A 22,753-nucleotide genomic window follows, 5' to 3' on the forward strand; every position below is an offset into this window, starting at 1 on the left:
TTCTTTTCTGTCTAAGACAAGGACTTGCTTTGTCTTAAACTTTGTTGTTATTAATCTAACACTCGTTCATAATAATGTCTTTTTGACTTCACAGTTACAATAAAATGTATGATGATCCCCAATACTAAAAAACTGAAGGATCCTATTATATATACACCACGAAGTTCAAATATTTCAGCAAATAAGCCGATTGTTATCGTAAATAATAGGATTAAACCAGCTTCGAAAATCCTTAAGATACTAGAGAATCTTCCCATAATATCTACGGGTACATTGTTTTGATAGAAAGATAAAAATCCTATATTGGCGAATGATAAGAAAAAAGTTAATGTAAAGAACCCAATAGATGCCCATATGAAATTAGGTGAAAAAGCAAAGATTATGTAGCCAATAGGGGTAAAGATGGCACCAAGTCCAATTAGAATGTTTAGATTCAATTTGTTGGCAAATAACGCATTTACTAGTGAACCACCAATAATCCCAACTCCTGCAATACTGACTAGAAATCCATATTTGCTTTCAGATAGCGCTAATACTTCTGTGGCAAAAGCTGCTTCTAAGGAATCTAAGGCAGTCATAAACACTGTAATCATACTAAATAGAACATAAACTAGCGTCACATAAATATTTTTTCTACTGAAATTAATGATATTTTTCCAGTCATTTAAGATTAATGTTATATTAATCCGCTGAATTATGATTTCCTCATTCTTTATCTCCACATTTGGAAGTAGCAAAATGACGATTGCTGATAAGGCTAATGCAAAGGAATTCGCAAATATAGCTAGGTAAGGTGACCCAACAATAAAAAGGAACCCAGCAACAGATGGCCCGATTATAAATCCACATGAATGGATGAAGTTTCTCATTGCATTAAATTTCTGCCTACTTGTTTTAGGAATTAACTTTGTCATGTAAACCATTGAAGTAGGTTCAAAGATTGAACTGGCTATATTAATCATAAAGACTGCCACATAAATCAGAAAAAGAGAATCTACAAAAGGCAAGGTGAAAATTAATATGGCTCTAATTAAGTCTAAAATAATCATTAGATTCCTTTTGTTAAAGCGGTCAATGACAGTTCCAGACCAAAAATTTGTAACTAAGGTGGCAAGAGGTAGAAGTATATATAGTATTGATACGGCTAACGGTGACTTCGTCATATTTAAAATAATTAAGTTTAAAGCGATTAAATAAACCCATGCACCTATATTAGAAATTCCAATACCAAATAACAGTAAACTCGGGTTTTTCCATTTCATTTCAGTAACTCCTAAATATAAGATTAATAAATAAAAAAAATCTCACCTCCAAGGATAATATCCTTGGGGACGAGACTCCTTACAAGTTTAGAAGTTCGTGGTACCACCCCAGTTTATTTCTGTGTTACCACAGAAACCTTTCAAGTACAACACAGCCATTAAATGGAATGTTTATACTATTCTCTTTAACGGGAGAAAACCGGCACATAATCAATATCAGAACGAAATATCCTATATGCTGCTCTAAGGCTTGTTTCAGTGTACCATTACATCCTCCATTTCCAGCAACTGGAGTTCTCTGTTATGCTTTTGCACACTTACTCTTCTCTTCAATGCATTTATTAATGGAGATTATACATTAATTAACAGTATAAAAAAAGTAATTCTTGAAAACAATGGAATTTTTTTTGTTTGAATAAGGAAAGAGTATTTCTAGTAACAAACCGTGCTGGATAGCTAGCGGTAAAAACTTATTGGAGATCCTGCGGAGAGTTTGGCATAAAAATAGCTGCCAAAGGGCAGCCAAAATTGGTATTAATACTTACTGTCGTCATCTTCTTTTAATTTACCTGTTGTTTCCTGTAATTTACCTTTGACTTTATCTTTTTTACCATCAGCTTGCATACTCTTATCGCCTTTCGCGTTACCTATCTGATCCTTCGCTTCCCCTTTAACTTTAGATACACCACTTTTTACTTTATCTGCTATACTTTGTTTATTTTCTGCCATGATTATGCACTCCTTTTTAGTACTTTTTAGTTATATTATTTAGTACCCAGTTCATATTTTTGTTAAACGTTACTATAATCGAATGAGCTATAACGGGTAGTTTACATAGAATTTCTTACTATGTATAACTTATATTAAAATATTGATGCATTCTAATAAGGCGATGAAAGATAGTTTTACCGCTCTGGTACAATAGTAGTAGCTTTCATAGAATAGATTTAAAATAAATGGATAAGGAACAAATCGGGCAGGATTGTCCAAGAAGGTTTTTATCTAATTGGTGAAGAATTCTTTTATTCATATAGTGCAATATATGGGAGGACTAATCATGATTAAAGGAATATATGAAGCACATTTACCTGTCAGTAATTTAATAACATCTATTGAGTTTTATAAAAAATTAGACTTAGAAATAGCCTATCAAAAAGAAAAATTAGCATTTTTTTGGATTGAGAAGGGAAGAAGCTGGTTAGGATTATGGGAAACAGATATGGTAAATACACCTTACCATCCTTCTTTAAGGCATATTGCTTTCCAAATTGATAGAGATAATATGCAGGATATTAAAGAATGGTTAAAAGAAAGAAACATAGATGTCTCAACAAATTTTGGCTTTCCACCTGAAAAACAGCCATTAGTATTACCAAATAATCCACAAGCACATGCCGCAATCTATTTTAAAGATCCAGATGGAAATAGTATTGAATTGATTTCTCCGTTAAGATTGGATTATGAAGAAGAGTTTAAAATGATGACATTAGAAGAATGGTATAAATTCAAATAAATTATCCTTTTTTAATAGTCGAATCTAATAACAGAGATTAAAGCTGAGATTGAATAATAAATTGAGAAGATGTGGAATAATTCTAATAGATATAAACAGAAAGTTAGTAGGATAAACGATTTATGAATGAATACCTCGCTTTTAATAATGAAATACGCAGCAATACTTAATTTTCACTTAGTTATTGCTACGTATTTTTTTGAAGATTGAGGAGAAATTTATTTCTCAAATTCGCAAATAGCATTATTAACTTGTACTAAAAGACGTATAAGATTGTATGTGTTCTAGAATGTTTGAGCGAATAGAAAATAGGAATTTAAAATGATTATTACCCTCATCTGAAAAGATATGGTATATTAAGAACAAAACTTATTAAACATGTTTAATAAGTTTTGTTCTTAATAGAGAGATTTAACTTCTACAAGGACCCGTACTTTAATGGTGGAAGGATAAAACTACTGGAGGTCAAAGTATGACTATTAAGCTCATAGCAGTTGATATGGATGGTACTTTTCTAAATAATCAAATGGAATATGATAAAGAGCGATTTTTTAAGCAATATAAAAAGATGAAAGAGCTAGGAATACGATTTGTTGTTGCAAGTGGAAATCAATATTACCAGTTGAAATCATTTTTTGATGATATACAAGATGAAATTAGTTATGTTTCCGAAAATGGTGCTTTTATAGTCGATCAAGGTGAAGAAGTATTCTCTGTTGACATTCCAAAAAGCCACGTGAAGGTAATCCTAGAAGAATTGGGGTCACATAATAAATTTACAACTGTGTTATGTGGCAAAGAAAGTGCCTATGTTCTAGAAGAGGTTTCTGATACGTTTTTTAATACGATGAATAAGTATTATCACCGCTTGAAGAGGATTCCAAGTTTTGATAATGTAAATGATCAAATTTTAAAATTTGCCTTATCTTGTCCAGAGGATGAGACGCTTCCGTTAAGAGACTTGCTTCATAGTAGCATTGGGAATTTAGTATCACCTGTTTCTAGTGGGCATGGAAGCATTGACTTAATTGTGCCTGCTTTTCATAAAGCCTCTGGAATTCAATTGTTACAAGAAAAGTGGAATATAAAAGACAATGAAACGATGGCTTTTGGTGATGGTGGAAATGATATGGAAATGTTAAAGCATGTAGAGTATGGGTTTGCTATGGAAAACGGAAGCGCTGAGGTAAAACATATAGCAAAATATTTAGCGCCATCTAATAATAATAATGGGGTATTGGATATCATAGATCAATACTTCGCTAAGCAAGGGCCATTTACATCATAAATATTGTATCGACACTATAGTGGAGCACTTTCTTTAGAAGGAATGCTCTTTTTTGTCTCAACTGTAGTATATTCAGTTTCAATTATTCCATTTAACCATCCAATTTCATATAACGTGTCTTTTTCTGATAAGCCTGAAAGGATTTGTAGATTTGAAAATAAAACTAATCATCGTGAAGAATCGACGATTTTGATAGAATAATATCCAATTTTTATGGAATCTACTAGTACTAAGCTATACAATTTTAATAGGCAAGTAATACTGGTAAATATTAAATTGACAACAAGAAATTACCTATGCTAGACTTACCTCAAGGATTGTTACCGCTTTATTGTGGGCTATACCTAATGTTTGCTTTGATTAATGAATGGCTTTAATTAATGAATTTTAAGATGAATAGGGACTATCGATGAATGTTTATAAAGTAATTAATAATAATATCGTATTGTCAAGAAATCATGATAATCATGAAATTGTCGTAATGGGAAGCGGTATCGGCTTTAAGAAAAAAGTCGGCGACGGTATTGATGAAACTCGAATTGAGAATATCTATCTCAGTTCAAAGGAGTGGAGTGTCAATAAGTTAACCCAGTTGCTTTCTTCCATCCCACTCGAACATATTCAGGTTGCCAATGAAATCATTAGCTTTGCGAAGGTTTCACTTGGAAAAAAATTAAGTGAAAACATCTTCTTAACATTGACTGATCATATTAGTTATGCAATTGAGCGCTATGAGAATGGGATGGAAATTAAAAATGCTCTTCTTTGGGAGATTAAGAGGTTTTATAACCATGAGTTCTTAATTGGTAAAGAAGCGTTATCAATTGTAAGAAACCGGCTTGGGGTTGATTTACCGGAAGATGAAGCTGGATTTATTGCCTTACATATTGTAAATGCAGAACTGGATATGGGACAAATAAGTCGCGTTTCAGAAATAGCGAAGGTTATCCAAAATATTCTAAGTATTATAAAGTTTCACTTCAAAATTGAGTTGGACGAGTATTCCCTTTATTACGAACGATTTATCACGCACTTGAAATTTTTCTTTCAACGTTTGTATAGTGATGTGAAATTGGATGATGCAGGGACAACGAGTTTTATTTTTATGTTGAAGGAAAAATATACAAACGAGTATGCCTGTGCATTGAAAATTAGGGAATATATAAAAAAGGAACTTGGGAAAGATTTAGAAGAAGATGAGTTAATCTATTTAACGATACACATAAAAAGAATAACAAATGACTAGGATTGTTACTGTTTGCAGGCTATACCTAAATGGACCCTCTTGTTTTGAGGAATTCATTTAGGTATTTTTTTATTCATTTTTTCTAAAACGGAGGATGATAGAGATGAACTATCAAGAGTTAGCGAAATTAATCATCGACAAAGTTGGTGGTGAAGGAAATGTTAAAAGTTTGAATCACTGTGCTACACGCTTGCGTTTCAATTTAAAAGACGACACAAAAACGGATGAACAAGCGTTAAAAAACACATCCGGTATAATGGGAGTAGTAAACAAAGGTGGTCAGTACCAAGTTATTATTGGAAGCGATGTAGGAAATGTTTATAAAGAGATAACTAAGCAAACCAATATTTCAAATGAAGGGGAAGAGGCTAAAGGAGAAGATAAACGTTCTACTTTTGCAAAAGTGATTGATACAATTACAGGTATCTTCACACCGATTCTTCCAGCCATAACAGCGGCAGGGATGCTAAAAGCAGTTTTATCTGTTTTAGTTGTATTTAAGGTTTTAACAACGGAAAGCCAAAGTTATCAAGTTATTAATTTCATGGCAGATGCTGCATTCTACTTTTTGCCTATTTTGCTAGCAGCATCTTCTGCACAAAAATTTAAGACAAATATGTATTTAGCTATAATGGTTGGAGGAATCTTACTACATCCATCTTTTGTTACGATGGTAAATACAGTAAAAGAGTCTGGAGGTAGCATTCATCTTTTGGGACTGCCGATTTCAGCAGTATCTTATTCTTCTTCTGTAATACCAATTATTCTTTCTGTATGGTTTATGTCTTATATTGAACCTATTGCAGATAAACTTTCTCCAAAGGCAATTAAGTTTTTTAGTAAACCATTGATTACGATTTTTATTGTAGGAACAGTTAGTCTTGTGGTATTAGGACCTATTGGTTATTTGATTAGTGATGCTATATCAAATGGAATAACAGCTTTAGAATCTGTTAGTCCATGGATCGTGCCATTGTTGGTTGGTACATTCACTCCATTACTTGTAGCAACAGGTACTCATTATGGTCTAGTTCCAATTGGAATTAACAATCGGATGACAACAGGTTATGATACAGTGATTTATCCTGGAATGCTTGCTTCCAATGTAAGCCAAGGTGCTGCTGCTATTGGGGTTGGTATTAAATCGAAGGATACTAAGATTAAACAATTAGCTTATTCTGCTGGTTTGACTGGTCTATTTGGTATTACAGAACCTGCTTTATATGGTGTTAATTTACGCTTTAAAACACCACTTTACGCGGCAATGATTGGCGGTGGAGTAGGTGGGTTATTCATGGGGATTTTTAGAGTAAGAAACTTTTCTGGTGGCTCACCAGGTCTGCTAACATTACCTAGTTATATTGGAGACAACACATTAAGTTTCTTCTATTTTGCATGTATAGGGGCAGTTATCAGTATTGTAGTAACGTTTATTGCAACATTAATACTTTATAAAGATCCAGTAGAATCAGTAGTTGATGGAGCATCTGAACCAAAAAAACCGGCAGCAAAGGAGAAGCAGCATATAAATGGTGCAACAGTTTTATCTCCGATGCAAGGCACTTTACACGGTTTAAAGCACGTAGATGATGGCATGTTTTCAGAAGAAATATTAGGGCAAGGTGTTGCAATTGAACCATCAGAAGGTACGGTTGTTTCACCGATAAATGGTACAGTAAGCGCCGTGTTTGATTCAAAACATGCAATAGGTCTTACGAGTGAAGATGGTATAGAACTTTTAATCCATATTGGAATAGATACAGTTCAACTAAACGGCGAAGGATATGAGTATCTTATTCAGAAAGGACAAGAAGTTCGAATAGGAGATAAGTTGATTCAGTTTGACCTTGAGGGAATTAAATCAAAAGGATATAAGACAATTACTCCGATTGTGATTACAAATTCGGCAGAAGTTGGAGAAATACTAACAGCAAATGATAACGCAATTAAGTTTGGAGAAGAAATAATTAAAATAATGAAATAGGAGGAAGAATAATGGGATTTAGAAAAGATTTTTTATGGGGCGGAGCTACGGCTGCAAATCAATGTGAAGGCGGATTCGATCAAGGTGGAAGAGGTTTAGCAAATGTAGATGTTATTCCAACAGGTAGTGATCGTAGAAGTATTATTACAGGTAAAAAGAGAATGTTTGAATTTGAAGAAGGGTATTATTATCCTGCTAAAGAAGCGATTGATATGTACCATCATTTCAAAGAAGACATTAGGTTATTCGGTGAAATGGGCTTTAAAACGTATCGTTTATCGATTGCATGGAGTCGCATTTTTCCAAAGGGCGATGAACTGGAGCCAAATGAAGAAGGTTTAAAATTTTATGAAGACCTATTTAAAGAATGCCATAAATATGGAATTGAGCCTTTAGTGACAATCACCCACTTCGATTGTCCAATGCATTTGATTGAAAATTATGGTGGTTGGCGAAATCGGCAGTTGATAGAATTTTATAAACGCTTATGTACTGTATTGTTTACTCGATATAAGGGTCTAGTAAAATACTGGCTTACTTTCAATGAAATTAATATGATTCTACATGCACCATTTCTTGGAGCAGGAATCTGTTTTGAAGAAGGCGAAAATGAGGAGCAAGTAAAATATCAAGCAGCACATCATGAACTTGTTGCAAGTGCAGAAGCAACTAGAATTGCTCACGAGATTGATCCTGAAAATAAAGTAGGATGCATGTTAGCAGCTGCTAGTTATTATCCTTACAGCTGTCGACCAGAAGATGTGTGGGAAGCAAAGAAAAACGATCGAGGGAATTACTTTTTCATTGACGTGCAATCAAAAGGAGCCTATCCAGCGTATGCGCTAAAAGAATTAGCTAGGAACAATATATCCATTGATATGAAGCCTGAGGATCTTGAAATCCTAAAGAAACACACTGTGGACTTTATTTCGTTTTCTTATTATGCTTCCCGTGTAGCAGCAGCTGAAGATTCTAATGTTGAAAAAACGGCAGGTAATCTATTCCCTACTATAAAAAATCCGTACCTCCATGCAAGTGAATGGGGATGGCAGATTGATCCTTTAGGTTTACGTATTACTATGAATGATTTATATGATCGTTACGAAAAACCTTTATTTATCGTTGAAAATGGCCTTGGTGCTGTAGATATACCAGATGAATCGGGGTATGTAGAAGATGATTATCGAATCGAATATCTAGCGGCACATATTCAGGCTATGAAAGAAGCTGTAGACGAGGATGGAGTGGACCTTCTTGGTTATACTAGCTGGGGGTGCATTGATTTAGTGTCAGCAGGTACTGGTGAAATGAAAAAAAGATATGGTTTTATCTATGTAGACCGCGACAATAATGGTAATGGTACCTTAAACAGAACGAAGAAAAAGTCATTTAACTGGTATAAGAAGGTAATTCAAACAAATGGCGAAGACTTATCGAATTAAAAGTATGATTAAATGGTAAATGAGAATAGATAGTAATATTTGCAGAAGGAGCTACTTAAAAAGTACCTCCTTCTTTATGTTTCCATCAAAAATACTCCGAATTAATCCATACTAACAGCATATTTATTATCCAAAAAAATCCCACTCATTAACAATACCCAATTTGCTCATTAAAGTCTCTAAATCAATAGACATATTGTTTTCTAGCCACCAATTTAACACCCCGAGTATGGCTCCAATATAGGCTTCTGTTCTAATGTGAAGTTCAATCGAATTTTCTTCCATAGCATAGTTTTCAACCAAGTATTTTCTTATCCCTTCTCCCATATCTCTTCGTAAAATATTGCTTAGAGAATCCCTCTCTTTATTTAAAAGTTGCGAAAATAACTTATGATGTTTAGTTGCTACCGACAATATCTCTTGAAAGCTTTCAGATGGGGAAAGAGTTTTACCAGCAAGAGGTAACTCTTCTTCGGCAATCTGTCTTATAGTACTGGAAAGTAAATCATATTTATCCTGAAAATGAGTATAGAAAGTGGTTCGATGAACCATGGCTAAATCACATATCTGCTTAACTGAAATAGTTTCAAAGGCTTGTTTTTCCATAAGCTCTAATAAAGCATGGAACAGTAGCTTGCGGGTTCTTCTTATTCGGAGGTCATCTTGTTTCATTTTATCCATACAATTTCCTCTTTCTGTATAGTTATTCAACAGAACGATCATTTCATCGGTTGATGTCTTTAATTATACAACTTAACATATAAACTACAAACGGAAATTAAATATACATGTGTAGAAAAAGGGGAGATATTAATGGTCCATTTAATGACAAATAAAAAGCTCACAGCAATGGAACAGCAGCTATTGGAGAATGCAACGGAGTTAGTTCCGTATCTTCAGCAATTTGGCAGAAGAATCGATGAGGAGAGACATATTCCGGATGAGGTCATTAAAAAAGTATCAGATGCTGGATTATTTAAGCTAGGGACACTAAAAAAATACGGAGGTTATGAAGTTAGTATCCGTGCCATGGTGGAAATTATCTCTGAAGTGGCTAAGGGGAATGGTTCAGTCGGCTGGGTGGTTCAAATAATAAACGGAAATAATTATACAGCTTCTCTGTCTTTACCCACTGAAGTATTAAATACAGTCTTTAATCAAGAAGAGGAAGTGCGTTTTTGTTCTGTCTTGCAAGCAAGAAAGGCAGATGTAAAAAAAGTAGAGGGAGGCTATTTAGTAGAGAACGGATTTTGGGGATTTGGTTCAGGATCTAAGCATGCCACTCATGCATTATTAAATTTAAACGACATTAGGACCATACAGCAAGGCAAGGCAATGCAAATGAAGTTGGCAGTTGTTCCGATGAATGACATTAAAATAGTAGATGATTGGTATACGATGAGCCTAAAAGGTTCAGCAAGTAATAGTTTAGAGATGAAAAATGTATTCATACCTGAAAAATACGTCACCGTCCAGGATATGTCCCAAATTATTTCTATAGAAAACCTAGAAGGACGCGACAAATATAGACCTTATGTACAAGTTATCACTAGTATAACTACAGGAATCAGCGCAATCCTTGGACTTGCAAGAGGGGCTATTGAATATTTTGTTGAAAAAGCGCCTAATAAGCCAATTACCATGACAGTTCACACTTCTCAGGCAGAAGTAGGCCATATTCAGTATAAAGTAGGGCTTGCAGCTATGAAGGTTGAATCTGCTCATCTTCATATCAGTCGTACGATTGATAATTTAGAGAATAAAGTACAAACAGGAGAAAAATTCAGTATAAAAGAATTGGCACAACTTCAAACAGATATGACATATGCTTCGATGTTGTGCTGGGAGGCAGTGGATATGCTAATGGCAGAAAGCGGTGGTGGAGTCATAGCTGATTCGAATCGACTGTCGCAGATATTCCGAGATATCCGAGGCGGTTCTAATCATGCGCTTACTACTGCATCCACTGGTCTTGAACTTTACGGAAGGGTCCTTATGGGTTTACCTCCACAGCATATCATGACATTAGGTGCAGCATCCATTTTAAAAAAAGATGAATTGATTGGAAATCATTCGTAAAAGGTAGCAAGAATATATCATAAAAAAGAGGGAGCAATGTTTAAAATGGATGATAAACAATTTCGCACAGCAATGGGGAAATTTGCTACAGGGGTAACAGTTATTGCTACAGAAGTAGAGGGCGAAGTACACGGAATGACAGCTAATGCTTTTATGTCAGTATCTCTTGATCAAAAATTGATTGTTATTTCTGTACGGAAACAAGCAAGTATTCTAGCAAAATTGCAATCGAGTCAAACCTTTTCAGTGAATATTTTGGGCGAAGATCAGCAGGAAGTATCCATGATTTTTGCAGGACAACTAAAGGACAAACAAGTTGATTTTAACCGTCTTGATGGGAAACCAGTAATTCCAGGATCAATTGCGCAGATTGCCTGTGAAGTCAGTGGAGAGCATATCGAGGGAGATCATATATTATTCATTGGTAAAGTAACCGATATTTATGTAGAAGATAAGGCGCCGCTTATTTACTATAACGGGAAGTACGGTTCTTTGAAAGAAGAGATGATAGATTAACGGAAAATTGATATACGGATATCATTTAACTTTTTTATTCTAATCACATAAGAAATGCTCTCCCTCTATTAAAGGGAGAGCATTTCTTATGTGATGAACATGGCAGCTTTTTTATTCAAAAAGAATATTTAAAAATACCAGTTAATAAACGTTTTTTGGTCACATATAACAGCTTCACCATTCATCGTTTGAACAATTTGTTCGATATTTTTATCTTTCGTAAAGAACAAGGTTGTAAAGGATTCATACAAGCTCATAAAAGCGAAATCCATATTTTCATCCGTCACAATTAACTCTTTATCACATAGATTGCATATATCTAAAGGGGTAGCATCATTTATATTTAATATCCCCCTGTTTTCTAAGATTGGGTCTAAATAATATAGTTTGCTAGCACCTCTTGAGCCAAGAACTTTCAGTAAGCTATGTAACAAGAATACAGATGTACTATCATCTGTTGGAAAATAAAGATCTGATTTTAGGTTTGAATTTAACTTGTTAGATAAGTCCACTTCTTTATATTCTTTTTTAAGAGCATAAATAGAGGTTAACAAAGCTAAGGCTAAAGCATTATAAGAATCTAGCCCGCTATAAGACATAATTTCCCGCCAAGAAACAGGCTTTCCAATAGTAAGGGCGTCATTATTACTTGGATAGATGTGTTCGCAAGGGGTTTTTCTCATAGATTCCTCCCACCCTAAAGGCATTTGGACAAAAGGGTGTAGTAATATGGCAGCAGATTTAAAGTTGCTTGGAAGTTGTTTTAGAACAGGTGATTGGTCATCAAACCAAATATAATCTAACAAGTATTCTCCTCCTTTAAGCACTAAATTTAGACAAACATTGTCTTTTTACAGAATATATTTACACAGCTGCAGATGATGATAATAAAAGGTAGAATCAATCCTTACTTCAAGGATTTTCATAGAGTATATATAACTATTAGTTTAAAGTTAATGTATACTATTGGAAAGTAATTCATTCTAAAAAAACATTTTTAGAAATTACATAAACAGTAAAAGGGGATTTTGCAGTGAATCAAAAAGTATTGCTTGTTGAAGATGAAGAGGATATTTCTAATTTATTGGAAATTTATTTGAAGGATCAAGGATATGCAGTAGATACTTTTCATAATGGGCAGGATGCGTTAGAGCGTATAAAAACAACAGAATATGATTTAGCGATCTTGGATGTTATGTTACCGGGCATAAATGGATTTGAATTATGCAAAAAAATTCGGGAGCAATATTTTTATCCAATTATTATGGTAACAGCTAAGATTGAGGATATTGATAAAATTACTGGATTAACAATTGGAGCAGATGATTATATAACAAAGCCTTTTAATCCACTTGAGGTAGTGGCAAGAGTGAAAACTCAATTGCGCAGATATAAACGTTACAACGAACAGGCAGGAAGTGTAAAGGATGTAGAGGAGTACGATATTAGAGGATTAAAAATTAATAAATCCACACATCGCTGTTCCTTATTTGAGGAACCAATCGAGTTAACGCCGATCGAGTTCTCTATTTTATGGCACTTATCTGAAAACCAAGGAAAAGTTATTTCAGCTGAGGAGCTATTTGAGAAGGTATGGGGAGAAAAATATATTGAGAATAACAATACAGTGATGGCTCATATTGCTAGATTGCGTGAAAAGCTGAAGGAACCTGTGAAAAAGCCGAGGTTTATTAAAACTGTTTGGGGAGTGGGGTATAAGATTGAATAAGAAAGCTAAGCAAATCTCCAACTATTTAGCACTGCGCTTTTTCATCATGACCTTATCTTGTTTTGTTATTATTTTTCTTTTGTCTTTTATTCTAGTAAGTGTTAATGATTCACAAGCGTTATCGGGTGTTATAGGAGATGCTGTTAAATGGACAAGTAACCGTTTATTGTTGCTGGCACCAAGTGTATTTATTGCTTGCGTATTTATTATTTTAATCATTCAACGAAGACAGCTGATAACGTATTTAGCTGCATTATCAGCAAACCTAGAAACGATCACGATTGAAGAGAAACACGACTTACAGCTTCCGCCTATCTTAAAGGATGCAGAGGAGGGGATGGAAAGACTGCGGTATGAGCTGAAGGAAAAAGAGCGTGCAGCAAAGGAAGCGGAGCAGCGGAAAAATGATTTAATTGTGTATTTGGCACATGATTTGAAAACACCGATTTCCTCGATTATCGGTTACTTAACATTACTGCGAGATGAGAAAAATCTCTCAGACGAGATGTATCAAAAATTTATCCATGTAACAATGTCTAATGCAGAGCGCTTAGATGATTTAATTAATGAGTTTTTTGAGATAACGCGCTTTAATTTATCGGCCATCTCCTTACATTACAGCAAAGTGAATCTGTCATTTATGCTGGAGCAGCTCTTGTTTGAGTTTCAGCCCATATTAAAAGCTAAAAATTTAACATATCGTATCGAAGACTCGCAACATATCGAAATTGCTTGTGATGCAGAGAAAATTCAAAGAGTATTTGATAACTTAGTTAGCAATGCTGTGCATTATAGCTTTGAGGATAGTGAAATTGTTATTTCTATTACGCAGGATGAGGACAGTGCGGTGATTCAATTCAGTAATGAAGGATATCCGATTGAACGTGACAAGCTGGATCGCCTGTTTGAACAATTTTATCGCTTAGATGCAGCGAGATCGACTCGAAGCGGCGGTGCTGGAATTGGATTGGCTATTGCTAAGCAAATTATGGAACAGCATCATGGCACGATAACAGCGAGTTCAAATGGGCAAAAGATTAACTTTACTGTGAAGCTGCCGTTATCGTAAGAATTTCGTAAGATTTTACGCAGAAAAAAAGCAGATAATTGTTATAGAACGCAAATAAAGAAAGCTTTTGGTTTCAGTATGATTAAAGTACTGAAAGCAAAGGCTTTTTTTATTTTTCGGAGGGATAAGTATGGAAATTTTAAAGGTGCAAAATGTAAAAAAGGTTTATCAGTCTCACAAAGGTGCAAAGGTTGAGGCATTGGTTGATATTAACTTCACTGTAAATAAAGGAGAATATATTGCCATTATGGGAGAGTCAGGCTCAGGCAAATCAACACTCTTAAATATTTTAGCTTCTTTAGATGACGTTACAAGAGGGGAAGTACTGCTGGAGGGTGTGAACTACAAACAAATTCAAAATGATGAATTGGCAGCATTTCGCCGGCAGCATTTAGGGTTTGTGTTTCAGGATTTTAACTTATTAGATCAATTCACCTTAAAGGATAATATTTTTTTACCGCTAGTCCTTGCTGATCACTCTGTAAAAGAGATGAATGCAAAAATAAAGGATTTAGCAAGCATATTGGAAATTGATCATCTTTTAGAAAAATATCCGTACGAAGTTTCAGGAGGCCAGCAGCAGCGAGCTGCAGTTGCACGGGCGTTAATCACAGCCCCGAGCTTAATTTTAGCTGATGAACCGACTGGCGCACTCGATTCTCGTTCTGCACAGGAGCTGTTGAATTTGTTTGCAAGATTTCATCAAGCGGGCCAAACCATCATTATGGTGACACATAGTGTGTATGCAGCAAGTAAAGCAAGCCGTGTGCTGTTTATTAAAGACGGAAAAATCAACAGTGAGATCCATAAAAGAGATAAGAATGAAGATATAACCCAACAAATTTTTGACATGCAATCAGCAGCAATTGCACAAAGGAGCCGCAGCCTATGAATAAAAAATGGTATGTGAAATTAGCGGTAACGAACATCAAAACCAATGGCTTAATGTTTCGGCCCTATCTATTTACTTGCATGGTCATTATAGCCCTGTTTTATACCATTAACAGCCTGGTCAATGCTCATGCGCTGAAATCCATTTCAGGCGGGAACTTTACCATCGACGTGATGAAGTTTGGCAGTTTATTGTTTACCGTACTATCTCTGTTCTTTTTGATGTATGCCAACAGCTTTATATTTAAGAAACGAAAGAAGGAAATGGGTTTATATAATTTATTAGGTTTGGAGAAAAAGCATATTCGAAAAATATTAATACTAGAAACTGCGCTTATTGCACTATTCACAATGATAGGTGGTATTGCAGTTGGTCTAGTATTAAATCAAGCTGTCGGCATAGCTATGTCCGCCATGATGAAGGTCCCGTTAACAGTCAGTATGATTTCTATACCTGCCTTATTAAAAACGATTGGCATATTTATAATGGTCTTTTCCATTATCCTGGTCTTTAACTTAAAGCAGATTCACTCTGTTTCAGTGATTGAATTAATGAAAGGGGCCCAAATAGGGGAGCGGGAACCGAAGGCGAAGCTTGTGCTGGCAGTGCTTGGTGGTGTCCTCTTATTCTCAGGATATCTTCTATCATTTACTGTTAAAGACCCAAAATTAGATATAAGTGCGATGATTACAGCAATAGTCCTTGTTGTGGCAGCAACGTACTTGCTTTTTATTGCGGCAAGTATTGTTCTCCTTAAAATGCTGCGCAAAAAGAATAGCATTTATTATAACAAAAACAATTTTACCCTCATTTCAACCATGATTTTTCGGATGAAACAAAATGCGGTCGGATTAGCAAATATTGCTGTGTTAAGCACGGCGACCTTAATTGTTATGACAACTACCATTTCCTTATATTTAGGTGTTAATACGATGCTGAACAATAGCTTTCAGTTCGATGTATCCATTACAAATCCGGCAGAAAACATCCCTGAGCAGCAGCAGCTGCAAACATTTATCGATAACAATAAAAATCGTTATGATGTTGACACTACATCTGCTGCATCATACCGCGGAGGACAGTTTGCTGCTGATTTAACAGGAGATGGAAAGGAAGACTTCTTTCTTATTTTGCCGTTAGAAGATTTTAATACACTAACAAACGAGGATATTTCGCTAGCTGCAGATGAAGTAATGCTTTTAAAAGATAAAGAGACTGCAGGATTACAAAGCATCAACCTAAACGAAGAATCATTTAAAGTGAAAAGTATGGTTGAAGATTTGCCAATTGATACAGCCCTTGCTGACAGTGTTGATCGCAATTGGATTTACGTCATTGCTCCGTTAACTGGTGAATTTGCGCAAACACTAGATTTGGAAAACTCACTTACTATGTATCAAGACTTTAACTTACAGGGGGATGCAGACGCAGTGAATGATTTTTCCCATGCGATTGCAGAGGAGGCCGACAAAATTGGCTATTTGGATGTAGAAGCAAAGTCAATTTACAAAGAATCACTGTTAGTTCGTTTTGGCGGATTGCTGTTTTTAGGAATTTTTATTAGTGCGATTTTAGTTGCCGAGACAGCGTTAATGATTTTCTATAAGCAAATTTCAGAAGGCTATGACGATCGAAATCGCTTTGCCATTATGAAAAAAGTAGGCATGAGTGAAGCAGAAATTATGAAAACCATTAGAAAGCAAACACTGATTATGTTTTTTGCCCCACTCACCGTAGCACTACTTCATTTAGGAGCCGGTTTGCCGCTTGTAACAAAAATCATTGGTATCGCTGCAATGGATAATTGGCTTGTTGTGTTAGGCAGCGGATTATTTGCAGCAATCATTTTTACAGTCATTTATGGTGCAACCTATCTATTCACCGAAAAAAGCTATAAAAAAATCATTAAGCACTAAAGGAGAATGAAAGTGAAAAAAATAAAAACAGCTTGGATTATTATTGGTGTAATTATTCTATTCCTACTTGGCACTATCTGGAGCAATTCACATGTAACTGTAGACAAAGTGACAATTGCTCATAATCGTTTACCAGCAGCATTTGATAACTTTAAAATTTTGCAGATTTCTGATTTAAAAGGAAAGGAATTTGGAAACAATCAAAAAAAACTAGTGAATGTAATAAAAAAACAGCAATATGATGCAGTTGTTTTCACAGGAGACTATATTTCCGAAGAAGAAGAGAATTTGCAGCCGCTTGAAAGCTTATTAAAGGGAATGCCGAAAAATAACGACATGTATTATATTTTAGGTGATAAGGATGGAGATAACAGTACGGCTGCATTGAAAAAGGGTGACCGTTTTTATGATTTGTTTACAAAATATAATGTCAAGCCACTCTATCCAGGGATGGAGATTAAGAAGGGAGGAGACTCGATTTGGTTAAAAACAAATCCGTATGTTGGCATGAATGAAGTAGGAGCAGGTGATATTTCAAGTCAATTGTTAGAAGAAAAAGAAGCGTTTGAAGCTCGACTTAAGGAGCAGCAAGACCCCTTTACGGTTGAAATATCCCACCGTGCCACAGAAATTGATTATGAAGATCCGTATCTGCATGAATATCGGACAACAACATTAAATGATGCAGACAAAGAATGGAGACAATGGGATGTCAGTCTTAACGGTCATACGCTTGGAGGACAATTCAAATTGCCGATTATCGGTCCGCTGTATGCTCCGAATTTTGGCTTATTTCCTGGTAAAGTGAACGTAACAGGTGTGCATACGGTTGATAATCATACCCAATATATAAATAACGGATTAGGTGTAAGTGGACCTTGGTTTGCACAATTTCGTCTGTTTAATACACCGAGCATTGGGTTAATCACTTTAAAAGCAAAGTAACCTATAAAAGCTGGTAATTTGGAGTGCAAAGTCCATCTTTTCATTAAAAAAAATAAGAGGGAAACTCCTCTTATTTTTTTATTTTTTCCAGGGCTTAAATATGAGTGCCAGGATGATAATAAGCAAAATCAAAAAATACAGCAAGTTTGGCAGGAATTTTAACAGCCAAATACTAACCATTAATGTCGAAAATGTTAACAGCTCTAAGTACCGTTTTCTGCCTAATTTTTTCTTATTAGCCATTACAATGAAATAGGCAATTGGCGGTAATATAAAGCACAGCACAAACAATACTTTTTCTTTCAGATACCAAGGCAGTTTATTATCAGTCATCTTTGTATGATTAGTTTCTTTTCCATTTTTCCTCATAATGTGCCCAAGCACTCATCGCAATAGCTGCGATGATCTCCCCCACAAACCGAAACAAACTGAGTGCTAATTCCATTAATATCCACTCCTTTGATTTTAATATTACAAAAAATAGGAACTTATCACAAGTTATATTATTGTCCTATTTATATGCATGAAGAAAAGGATTACACTAGAAAAAACAGGCATAATGGGGAGGAATAAAGATGCATTTAATAGAAATAAGACGGCCGCTCGAGACAGACCGAAAAGAACTGCAGCATTTTTTTGATATCATGCTCAAAAGCACGTTTGATAAGAATGGTATTGCCAATCTTGTCGAGGACAGACAAATGGAGCTTCAGGAAAAGCAGGACCAGCTTAACGAAGATTTTGCGAGCGGCGGAAAGAAGCGATATTTTTTATTGGCAACTGATAAAGCTACTGGAGACTTGCTCGGCTGCATTGCATATGGCCCTGTAAGTGCATTAATAGTAAGAGAAACAAAGGGAGAATTCACTGATATGTTGGAGGTGGGCACAGCGTTTGTTCATCCAGACCATCAGAACAAAGGGATTGGCACACTGCTTTTGCAGGCAATCCTCGAAGTCTTAAAAAGCAAGGGAATAAAAGAATATTGCTTGGACAGCGGCTATCAGCTCGCTCAAAAAGTATGGACGAAAAAACTTGGCAGTCCATACTTATTGTTAGAAGATTATTGGGGAGAGGGAGCGCATCATATGATTTGGCGCAGGCAAATGGATAAGTGAATGGTCTTTTCTTTCTATTTACTAAAATTATCATTAGGTGTGAGTTTAGATGAACTTTGAAGAGCGAGTACATATGTTTGAGTATAAGCTTAATGATACGGATGACCAAATAATAGAGTATATTCTTCAGCATAAAAAAGATTTTATCCATCATTCAATTCAAACCTCTGCAGCTGCTTTGTACACTGTTCCTAATACGATTACACGGTTATCTAAAAAGCTTGGCTATGACAGCTTTTCTCATATGAAAAACAGCATGAAGGATGAGCTGCAAGCGGCACAGTCAGAGGAGCATCTTTCATTCGCTTTTATAAAAAAGACATATGATCTTCTTGATGCAGAGTTGCTTGGAAAACTGGCGCGGAATAGTTTCTCTCTCTCTATCCGTTCTAACCAAGCTAAAACTGTATTAATAGAAAAATAATCTGAAAAGTCTTGCAGATTTCCCGGGCAATGGCGCAATCGTAGGAAATACACAAAAAAAACGCCTCGTTTAGGAGGCGTTTTCTTTCCGTTCTTTCACCTTGCCATCTTTGGTAAAGATAAATTAGAACAGCGACTACAGTCGTCATGACATGTACACCAAATGAAAGAATATTCACCAATTGATAAAGTGTTCATACCTTTTGCTTAAAGCAAAAAAAGTCCAGCACCGACAATTAAGTTTGTCACTAAGTAAAGAGACAATTTTTATATGTAAAATAGAAGGTAAAAACTGTGCCGACAAGGATAGCCAGTCAAAATGGCGATATTTTCTTTAATTATCCACCACTGACAGCGCTTTGTTGTTTGGAAAATACTGGTTAGTACTAAGGAATAGACATTGTATCACCTATAGGAGTGTGGAGAGTATATTGGAGGGAAATAGGACTTGGCGGGATTTGAACCCGCAAAATACGCTAAGCTGTTCTCATGTTAGAACAACCTGGTCGCTCTATCCGTTGAGCTACAAGTCCTGTTTATAGTATGGGCTGATTTTCGTAATTTTATTCTTTTTTTAAAAGCTTGATTCATTTCACCAATTCCTGCTTCTTAGATTTTCCCTTTTTTAGGTTGCTCAGAGAGAAATTTCTCGTTTTCTTTATAGACGATACGGATAAGTCTTCGCCTTTTTATTTCCTGTTTAAGCATTATTGTAAATGCTGGATCAAGCTGTAAACGAAGGGCATGCCGATAGGCGAGAAGCAAGGATTGATTACTTAAGAGTCTCAAGGAAGACATATTAACACCTCTCATAAGTATCATTTATCCCATTTTTCCCTAGCGCCGGCCCCACTAAACATTGTTTTCTACTAATTTTTTGTAAAAAAAAAGAGCTTATAAAGGCTCTGTATTTTTAAGGATGCTTTCTAAGTTTTCCGCAAGTTTTGCATCTATCATTATAATAGTCGAATTTGTGATACCTGCGCATATAGCAAATAAAAGATTTAATCATAGAAATCCTCCTTAAAAATATTTTAAGCATGTCTATGTTTGTATTTTTATTGTAGCTCTTATGAAAGTAGTTGCTAAGGTATTTTTTTCCTGTATTACAAAAAAATGTTATGGGTTTAAAGTACTAAAAAATGATGGAAGAAAAAAAGATACTTTTGCGAAAAAAAAAGGAAATGAATAGCAAATGTCGAAGTGAATATATAGGAGGTGTTTAAATGTTAAAAGAAGACTCTTTTATCAACGAAATGAAGTTATTGGCTAAAGCCCAATTTGAAACAAAGGCCAAGTCGATTTTAATTATAAAACAGCTCCAGCATGATTCAACCAACAAGAGCCTGCAGCAAGAATTAGCCAAACTGAGATTGGAAAGTTATGAACTGCACAATGAGGAAAAGGATTTACGCGTTTTTTTTAGAGAGTATATAAGCGTTATGGGCATTCGTTAAGATGCTCTTTTTTTTTGCATAAATTAGGAAAAGGGAGCTGACATCAGCTCCCTTTTTACACTTAATGAGACATTCTTTTACAGCTAGGGCAAGAAATTTCATGCTCCTGCTTAAATTCAATCCGTTTAAAATCACGTTTTTCAAGTGTTGCATATGGATTATACTTAGAACCGCACATGCAATACTGCCTATCTTTCACGATATGTCGAAGGCTGGTTTTTTCATTAAGAACAGTTGGATAAAACATACTTCTCCTCTTTTCTAATTTATTAAGGCAAATTAGACAGGAAGTGTCGTTCTTTAATAGGCTGCGTAATCAGGGATTTCTATCCTTAATTTTCGCGGCCTCACATTCTTTATCTGCAACCCGGCTGCCATTGCTTTTGCTTTAGGCCCGTGGCTTTGCGTCTTTTACTTTCGTAAAATTTGCCCAAGTCGATTCTATCATTATACGAAGAAATGTCAAGGAAAACGCATGCAGCTCCTGGATTCCTAAGGGGTGACTTTTATCACATATTAATTTTTTGTAAATGTTTTTTTTCTTCAACTGAGAAATTATACTCATTTTTAAGTTGGTGCATGTTTTTCTGCTTTTGCTTCCAAACGGCAAATAAATTTGTAGTATTTGACTACGATGATGAGCAGAAAAGGATCTAACAAAATGGAGTACCATATCTTCCACCAGCCATAATGAAAATAGCCCCAAGGCTCTGGCAGCAATGTCATTAGTTCATACAAGACTATGGCACAAACCCAAACTGCAATGTAAACAGCTTTTGATTTTAGCTTTTTTTTGAATGGATAATAATTCAAAAAAATAATATTAACAGGAGGCACCAATAAAAATAGCTGGGGAATTGCCAGCCAGTCAATCCCTTTTGACAAATACCAATAGGCATGGTATTTCAAATCAATATATACATCAAAAATCAACTGGAACACGATGGTAAACATCCATATATGCAAAATTTGGTTCCAGGTTAAACGCTTTTTTATAAAATAGACGACAGCATTAAAAAGAATAATGGCAGCTAGCATACCAATCATAAATGACTCCTTGTGTAGATGAAGATATTCTTATATTTTCCTATTTCTAGAAGAATATCCATTAGAGGTTTTGATGATTATTCATCGTCTTTGAGCAGTTCACTTAGCATCCTTTCTCTGTGCTGTAAAAAATACTTTGTTAACTGGTAATGGTCTGTGTCTTCATACTGTATTTCTTTTATTTCGCCATCGTCGAAGCTTAGGATGGATGCGTTTGGGTATCCAAGCAGGATAGGGGAGTGTGTAGCAATGATAAACTGACAATCTTCATACTCAGCCAAATCATAAAGAATACGGATAAAGGCTAATTGTCTTTGCGGTGAAAGCGCAGCTTCGGGCTCATCGAGTAAATAGATGGCCTGCCCGTTAAAGCGGTTTTGAAAAAGAGCTAAAAAGGATTCGCCATGTGATTGCTCAAGCAAAGATTTGCCGCCGTAAGCCCGGTAGTTAGTACGCGTTAATTTGTCACTTTCCAGTTCATCTTGATATGTCGCGAAATGGTAAAAGGATTCAGCGCGCAGAAAAAAGCCGTTTGTAATTTTAGGCATCCAAGATAACCGAATATAGTCACCTAAATCAGAGTTAGCAGAATGCACTTCATAATAATTGTTTTTCCCGCCTCCTGCTGTATGAAAGCCGCATTTATCGGCGATCGCTTCGAGCAATGTCGATTTGCCTGAGCCATTCTCGCCGATAAAGAAGGTTACTTTATTGGTTAATTCCAATTCCCGTAAATTTTTAAGGGCTGGGATGGAAAAGGGATAGCTGCTTTTTGGCATGCTGTCTGCCAGAAGTGAGATTTTTTTTAGGAACATAGCAAGGGTACC

General features: G+C 35.4%; 23 protein-coding genes, 1 tRNA gene, 1 riboswitch and 1 other annotated feature. Of the genes, 15 read left to right on the forward strand and 9 right to left on the reverse strand.

Features of this window, described 5'->3' with window-relative positions; all coding sequences use genetic code 11:
* Nucleotides 1-50: 50 nt before the first annotated feature.
* The gene (locus tag L8T27_RS08120) at nt 51-1,262 is read right to left on the reverse strand and encodes an MFS transporter (RefSeq protein ID WP_237941250.1); all 1,212 of its coding nucleotides are present in this window, start codon (nt 1,260-1,262) and stop codon (nt 51-53) included.
* A 62-nt stretch (nt 1,263-1,324) separates the two neighbouring features.
* Nucleotides 1,325-1,604, reverse strand: a binding site (T-box leader).
* 192 nt (nt 1,605-1,796) lie between these two features.
* A complete protein-coding gene (locus L8T27_RS08125; RefSeq protein ID WP_237941251.1) occupies nt 1,797-1,991 on the reverse strand; it encodes a CsbD family protein in 195 nt (64 codons plus the stop codon).
* 328 nt (nt 1,992-2,319) lie between these two features.
* Here L8T27_RS08125 and L8T27_RS08130 point away from each other — a divergent pair, with 328 nt between their 5' ends.
* The 5 genes from L8T27_RS08130 to L8T27_RS08150 all read left to right on the forward strand — a co-directional run bounded on the left by L8T27_RS08130 (nt 2,320) and on the right by L8T27_RS08150 (nt 8,735).
* The gene (locus tag L8T27_RS08130) at nt 2,320-2,775 is read left to right on the forward strand and encodes a VOC family protein (protein ID WP_233314229.1); all 456 of its coding nucleotides are present in this window, start codon (nt 2,320-2,322) and stop codon (nt 2,773-2,775) included.
* Between the two features lie 472 nt (nt 2,776-3,247).
* Nucleotides 3,248-4,063, forward strand: coding sequence for a Cof-type HAD-IIB family hydrolase (locus L8T27_RS08135; RefSeq protein WP_233314228.1), 816 nt, complete (start codon nt 3,248-3,250; stop codon nt 4,061-4,063).
* A gap of 409 nt (nt 4,064-4,472) precedes the next feature.
* On the forward strand, nt 4,473-5,309 hold the full coding sequence (gene licT, locus L8T27_RS08140) for a BglG family transcription antiterminator LicT (protein ID WP_237941252.1): 837 nt from the start codon (nt 4,473-4,475) through the stop codon (nt 5,307-5,309).
* 103 nt (nt 5,310-5,412) lie between these two features.
* Nucleotides 5,413-7,293: a beta-glucoside-specific PTS transporter subunit IIABC gene (locus tag L8T27_RS08145; protein WP_233314226.1), complete on the forward strand. Its 1,881-nt coding sequence runs from the start codon at nt 5,413-5,415 to the stop codon at nt 7,291-7,293.
* A gap of 11 nt (nt 7,294-7,304) precedes the next feature.
* Nucleotides 7,305-8,735: a 6-phospho-beta-glucosidase gene (locus L8T27_RS08150; RefSeq protein ID WP_237941253.1), complete on the forward strand. Its 1,431-nt coding sequence runs from the start codon at nt 7,305-7,307 to the stop codon at nt 8,733-8,735.
* 126 nt (nt 8,736-8,861) lie between these two features.
* Here the strand turns inward: L8T27_RS08150 and L8T27_RS28635 are convergent, their stop codons facing one another.
* Complete coding sequence (locus L8T27_RS28635) at nt 8,862-9,416, reverse strand: TetR/AcrR family transcriptional regulator C-terminal domain-containing protein (protein ID WP_282581427.1); 555 nt, start codon at nt 9,414-9,416, stop codon at nt 8,862-8,864.
* A 132-nt stretch (nt 9,417-9,548) separates the two neighbouring features.
* On the opposite strand from L8T27_RS28635, the gene L8T27_RS08165 reads away from it, so the two are divergent.
* Together L8T27_RS08165 and L8T27_RS08170 are read left to right on the forward strand one after the other, a co-directional pair.
* Nucleotides 9,549-10,814, forward strand: a complete 1,266-nt coding sequence (locus L8T27_RS08165; RefSeq protein WP_248574477.1) for an acyl-CoA dehydrogenase family protein — start codon at nt 9,549-9,551, stop codon at nt 10,812-10,814.
* Between the two features lie 45 nt (nt 10,815-10,859).
* Nucleotides 10,860-11,330, forward strand: a complete 471-nt coding sequence (locus L8T27_RS08170; RefSeq protein WP_237941255.1) for a flavin reductase family protein — start codon at nt 10,860-10,862, stop codon at nt 11,328-11,330.
* A gap of 128 nt (nt 11,331-11,458) precedes the next feature.
* Here L8T27_RS08170 and L8T27_RS08175 read toward each other — a convergent pair whose 3' ends face one another.
* Complete coding sequence (locus L8T27_RS08175; RefSeq protein WP_311315941.1) at nt 11,459-12,157, reverse strand: DUF2711 family protein; 699 nt, start codon at nt 12,155-12,157, stop codon at nt 11,459-11,461.
* A 206-nt stretch (nt 12,158-12,363) separates the two neighbouring features.
* On the opposite strand from L8T27_RS08175, the gene vanR reads away from it, so the two are divergent.
* The 5 genes from vanR (at nt 12,364) to L8T27_RS08200 (ending at nt 17,881) form a co-directional block, all read left to right on the forward strand.
* The gene (gene vanR / locus L8T27_RS08180) at nt 12,364-13,059 is read left to right on the forward strand and encodes a VanR-ABDEGLN family response regulator transcription factor (protein ID WP_237941257.1); all 696 of its coding nucleotides are present in this window, start codon (nt 12,364-12,366) and stop codon (nt 13,057-13,059) included.
* Nucleotides 13,052-14,128, forward strand: coding sequence for a sensor histidine kinase (locus L8T27_RS08185; RefSeq protein ID WP_237941258.1), 1,077 nt, complete (start codon nt 13,052-13,054; stop codon nt 14,126-14,128). Before vanR ends, L8T27_RS08185 begins: the two co-directional genes overlap by 8 nt.
* Nucleotides 14,129-14,258: 130 nt before the next feature.
* Nucleotides 14,259-15,020: an ABC transporter ATP-binding protein gene (locus L8T27_RS08190; RefSeq protein ID WP_233314219.1), complete on the forward strand. Its 762-nt coding sequence runs from the start codon at nt 14,259-14,261 to the stop codon at nt 15,018-15,020.
* Nucleotides 15,017-16,936, forward strand: a complete 1,920-nt coding sequence (locus tag L8T27_RS08195; protein ID WP_237941259.1) for an FtsX-like permease family protein — start codon at nt 15,017-15,019, stop codon at nt 16,934-16,936. The genes L8T27_RS08190 and L8T27_RS08195 overlap by 4 nt, the downstream gene beginning before the upstream one ends.
* Nucleotides 16,937-16,948: 12 nt before the next feature.
* Entirely contained in the window at nt 16,949-17,881 is a 933-nt protein-coding gene (locus tag L8T27_RS08200; RefSeq protein ID WP_233314217.1) for a metallophosphoesterase, read from the forward strand.
* Nucleotides 17,882-17,959: 78 nt separating this feature from the next.
* Here L8T27_RS08200 and L8T27_RS08205 read toward each other — a convergent pair whose 3' ends face one another.
* Nucleotides 17,960-18,250, reverse strand: coding sequence for a hypothetical protein (locus L8T27_RS08205; RefSeq protein ID WP_248574478.1), 291 nt, complete (start codon nt 18,248-18,250; stop codon nt 17,960-17,962).
* 206 nt (nt 18,251-18,456) lie between these two features.
* On the opposite strand from L8T27_RS08205, the gene L8T27_RS08210 reads away from it, so the two are divergent.
* Nucleotides 18,457-18,999, forward strand: coding sequence for a GNAT family N-acetyltransferase (locus tag L8T27_RS08210; RefSeq protein ID WP_237941260.1), 543 nt, complete (start codon nt 18,457-18,459; stop codon nt 18,997-18,999).
* Between the two features lie 49 nt (nt 19,000-19,048).
* Nucleotides 19,049-19,423: a MurR/RpiR family transcriptional regulator gene (locus L8T27_RS08215; RefSeq protein ID WP_237941261.1), complete on the forward strand. Its 375-nt coding sequence runs from the start codon at nt 19,049-19,051 to the stop codon at nt 19,421-19,423.
* Nucleotides 19,424-19,865: 442 nt separating this feature from the next.
* Here the strand turns inward: L8T27_RS08215 and L8T27_RS08220 are convergent.
* Nucleotides 19,866-19,955: transfer RNA gene (locus L8T27_RS08220), tRNA-OTHER, on the reverse strand.
* A 76-nt stretch (nt 19,956-20,031) separates the two neighbouring features.
* Nucleotides 20,032-20,220, reverse strand: coding sequence for a sporulation histidine kinase inhibitor Sda (sda, locus tag L8T27_RS08225; RefSeq protein WP_248574479.1), 189 nt, complete (start codon nt 20,218-20,220; stop codon nt 20,032-20,034).
* Nucleotides 20,221-20,648: 428 nt separating this feature from the next.
* Between sda and L8T27_RS08230 the strand changes: the two genes are divergently transcribed.
* Entirely contained in the window at nt 20,649-20,879 is a 231-nt protein-coding gene (locus tag L8T27_RS08230) for a hypothetical protein (protein WP_233314210.1), read from the forward strand.
* 358 nt (nt 20,880-21,237) lie between these two features.
* Nucleotides 21,238-21,320: riboswitch (cyclic di-GMP riboswitch) on the reverse strand.
* A gap of 126 nt (nt 21,321-21,446) precedes the next feature.
* Here L8T27_RS08230 and L8T27_RS08235 read toward each other — a convergent pair.
* Together L8T27_RS08235 and L8T27_RS08240 are read right to left on the reverse strand one after the other, a co-directional pair.
* Nucleotides 21,447-21,926 (reverse strand): hypothetical protein, encoded by a 480-nt coding sequence (locus L8T27_RS08235; RefSeq protein ID WP_237941263.1) that lies wholly within the window; start codon nt 21,924-21,926, stop codon nt 21,447-21,449.
* A gap of 77 nt (nt 21,927-22,003) precedes the next feature.
* Nucleotides 22,004-22,741 carry an AAA family ATPase gene (locus L8T27_RS08240; RefSeq protein WP_237942275.1) on the reverse strand — a complete coding sequence of 246 codons (738 nt, stop codon included), beginning with the start codon at nt 22,739-22,741 and terminating at the stop codon, nt 22,004-22,006.
* Nucleotides 22,742-22,753: the final 12 nt, after the last annotated feature.

Source organism: Niallia sp. Man26, assembly GCF_022049065.2.
Classification (GTDB): Bacteria; Bacillota; Bacilli; order Bacillales; family Cytobacillaceae; genus Niallia.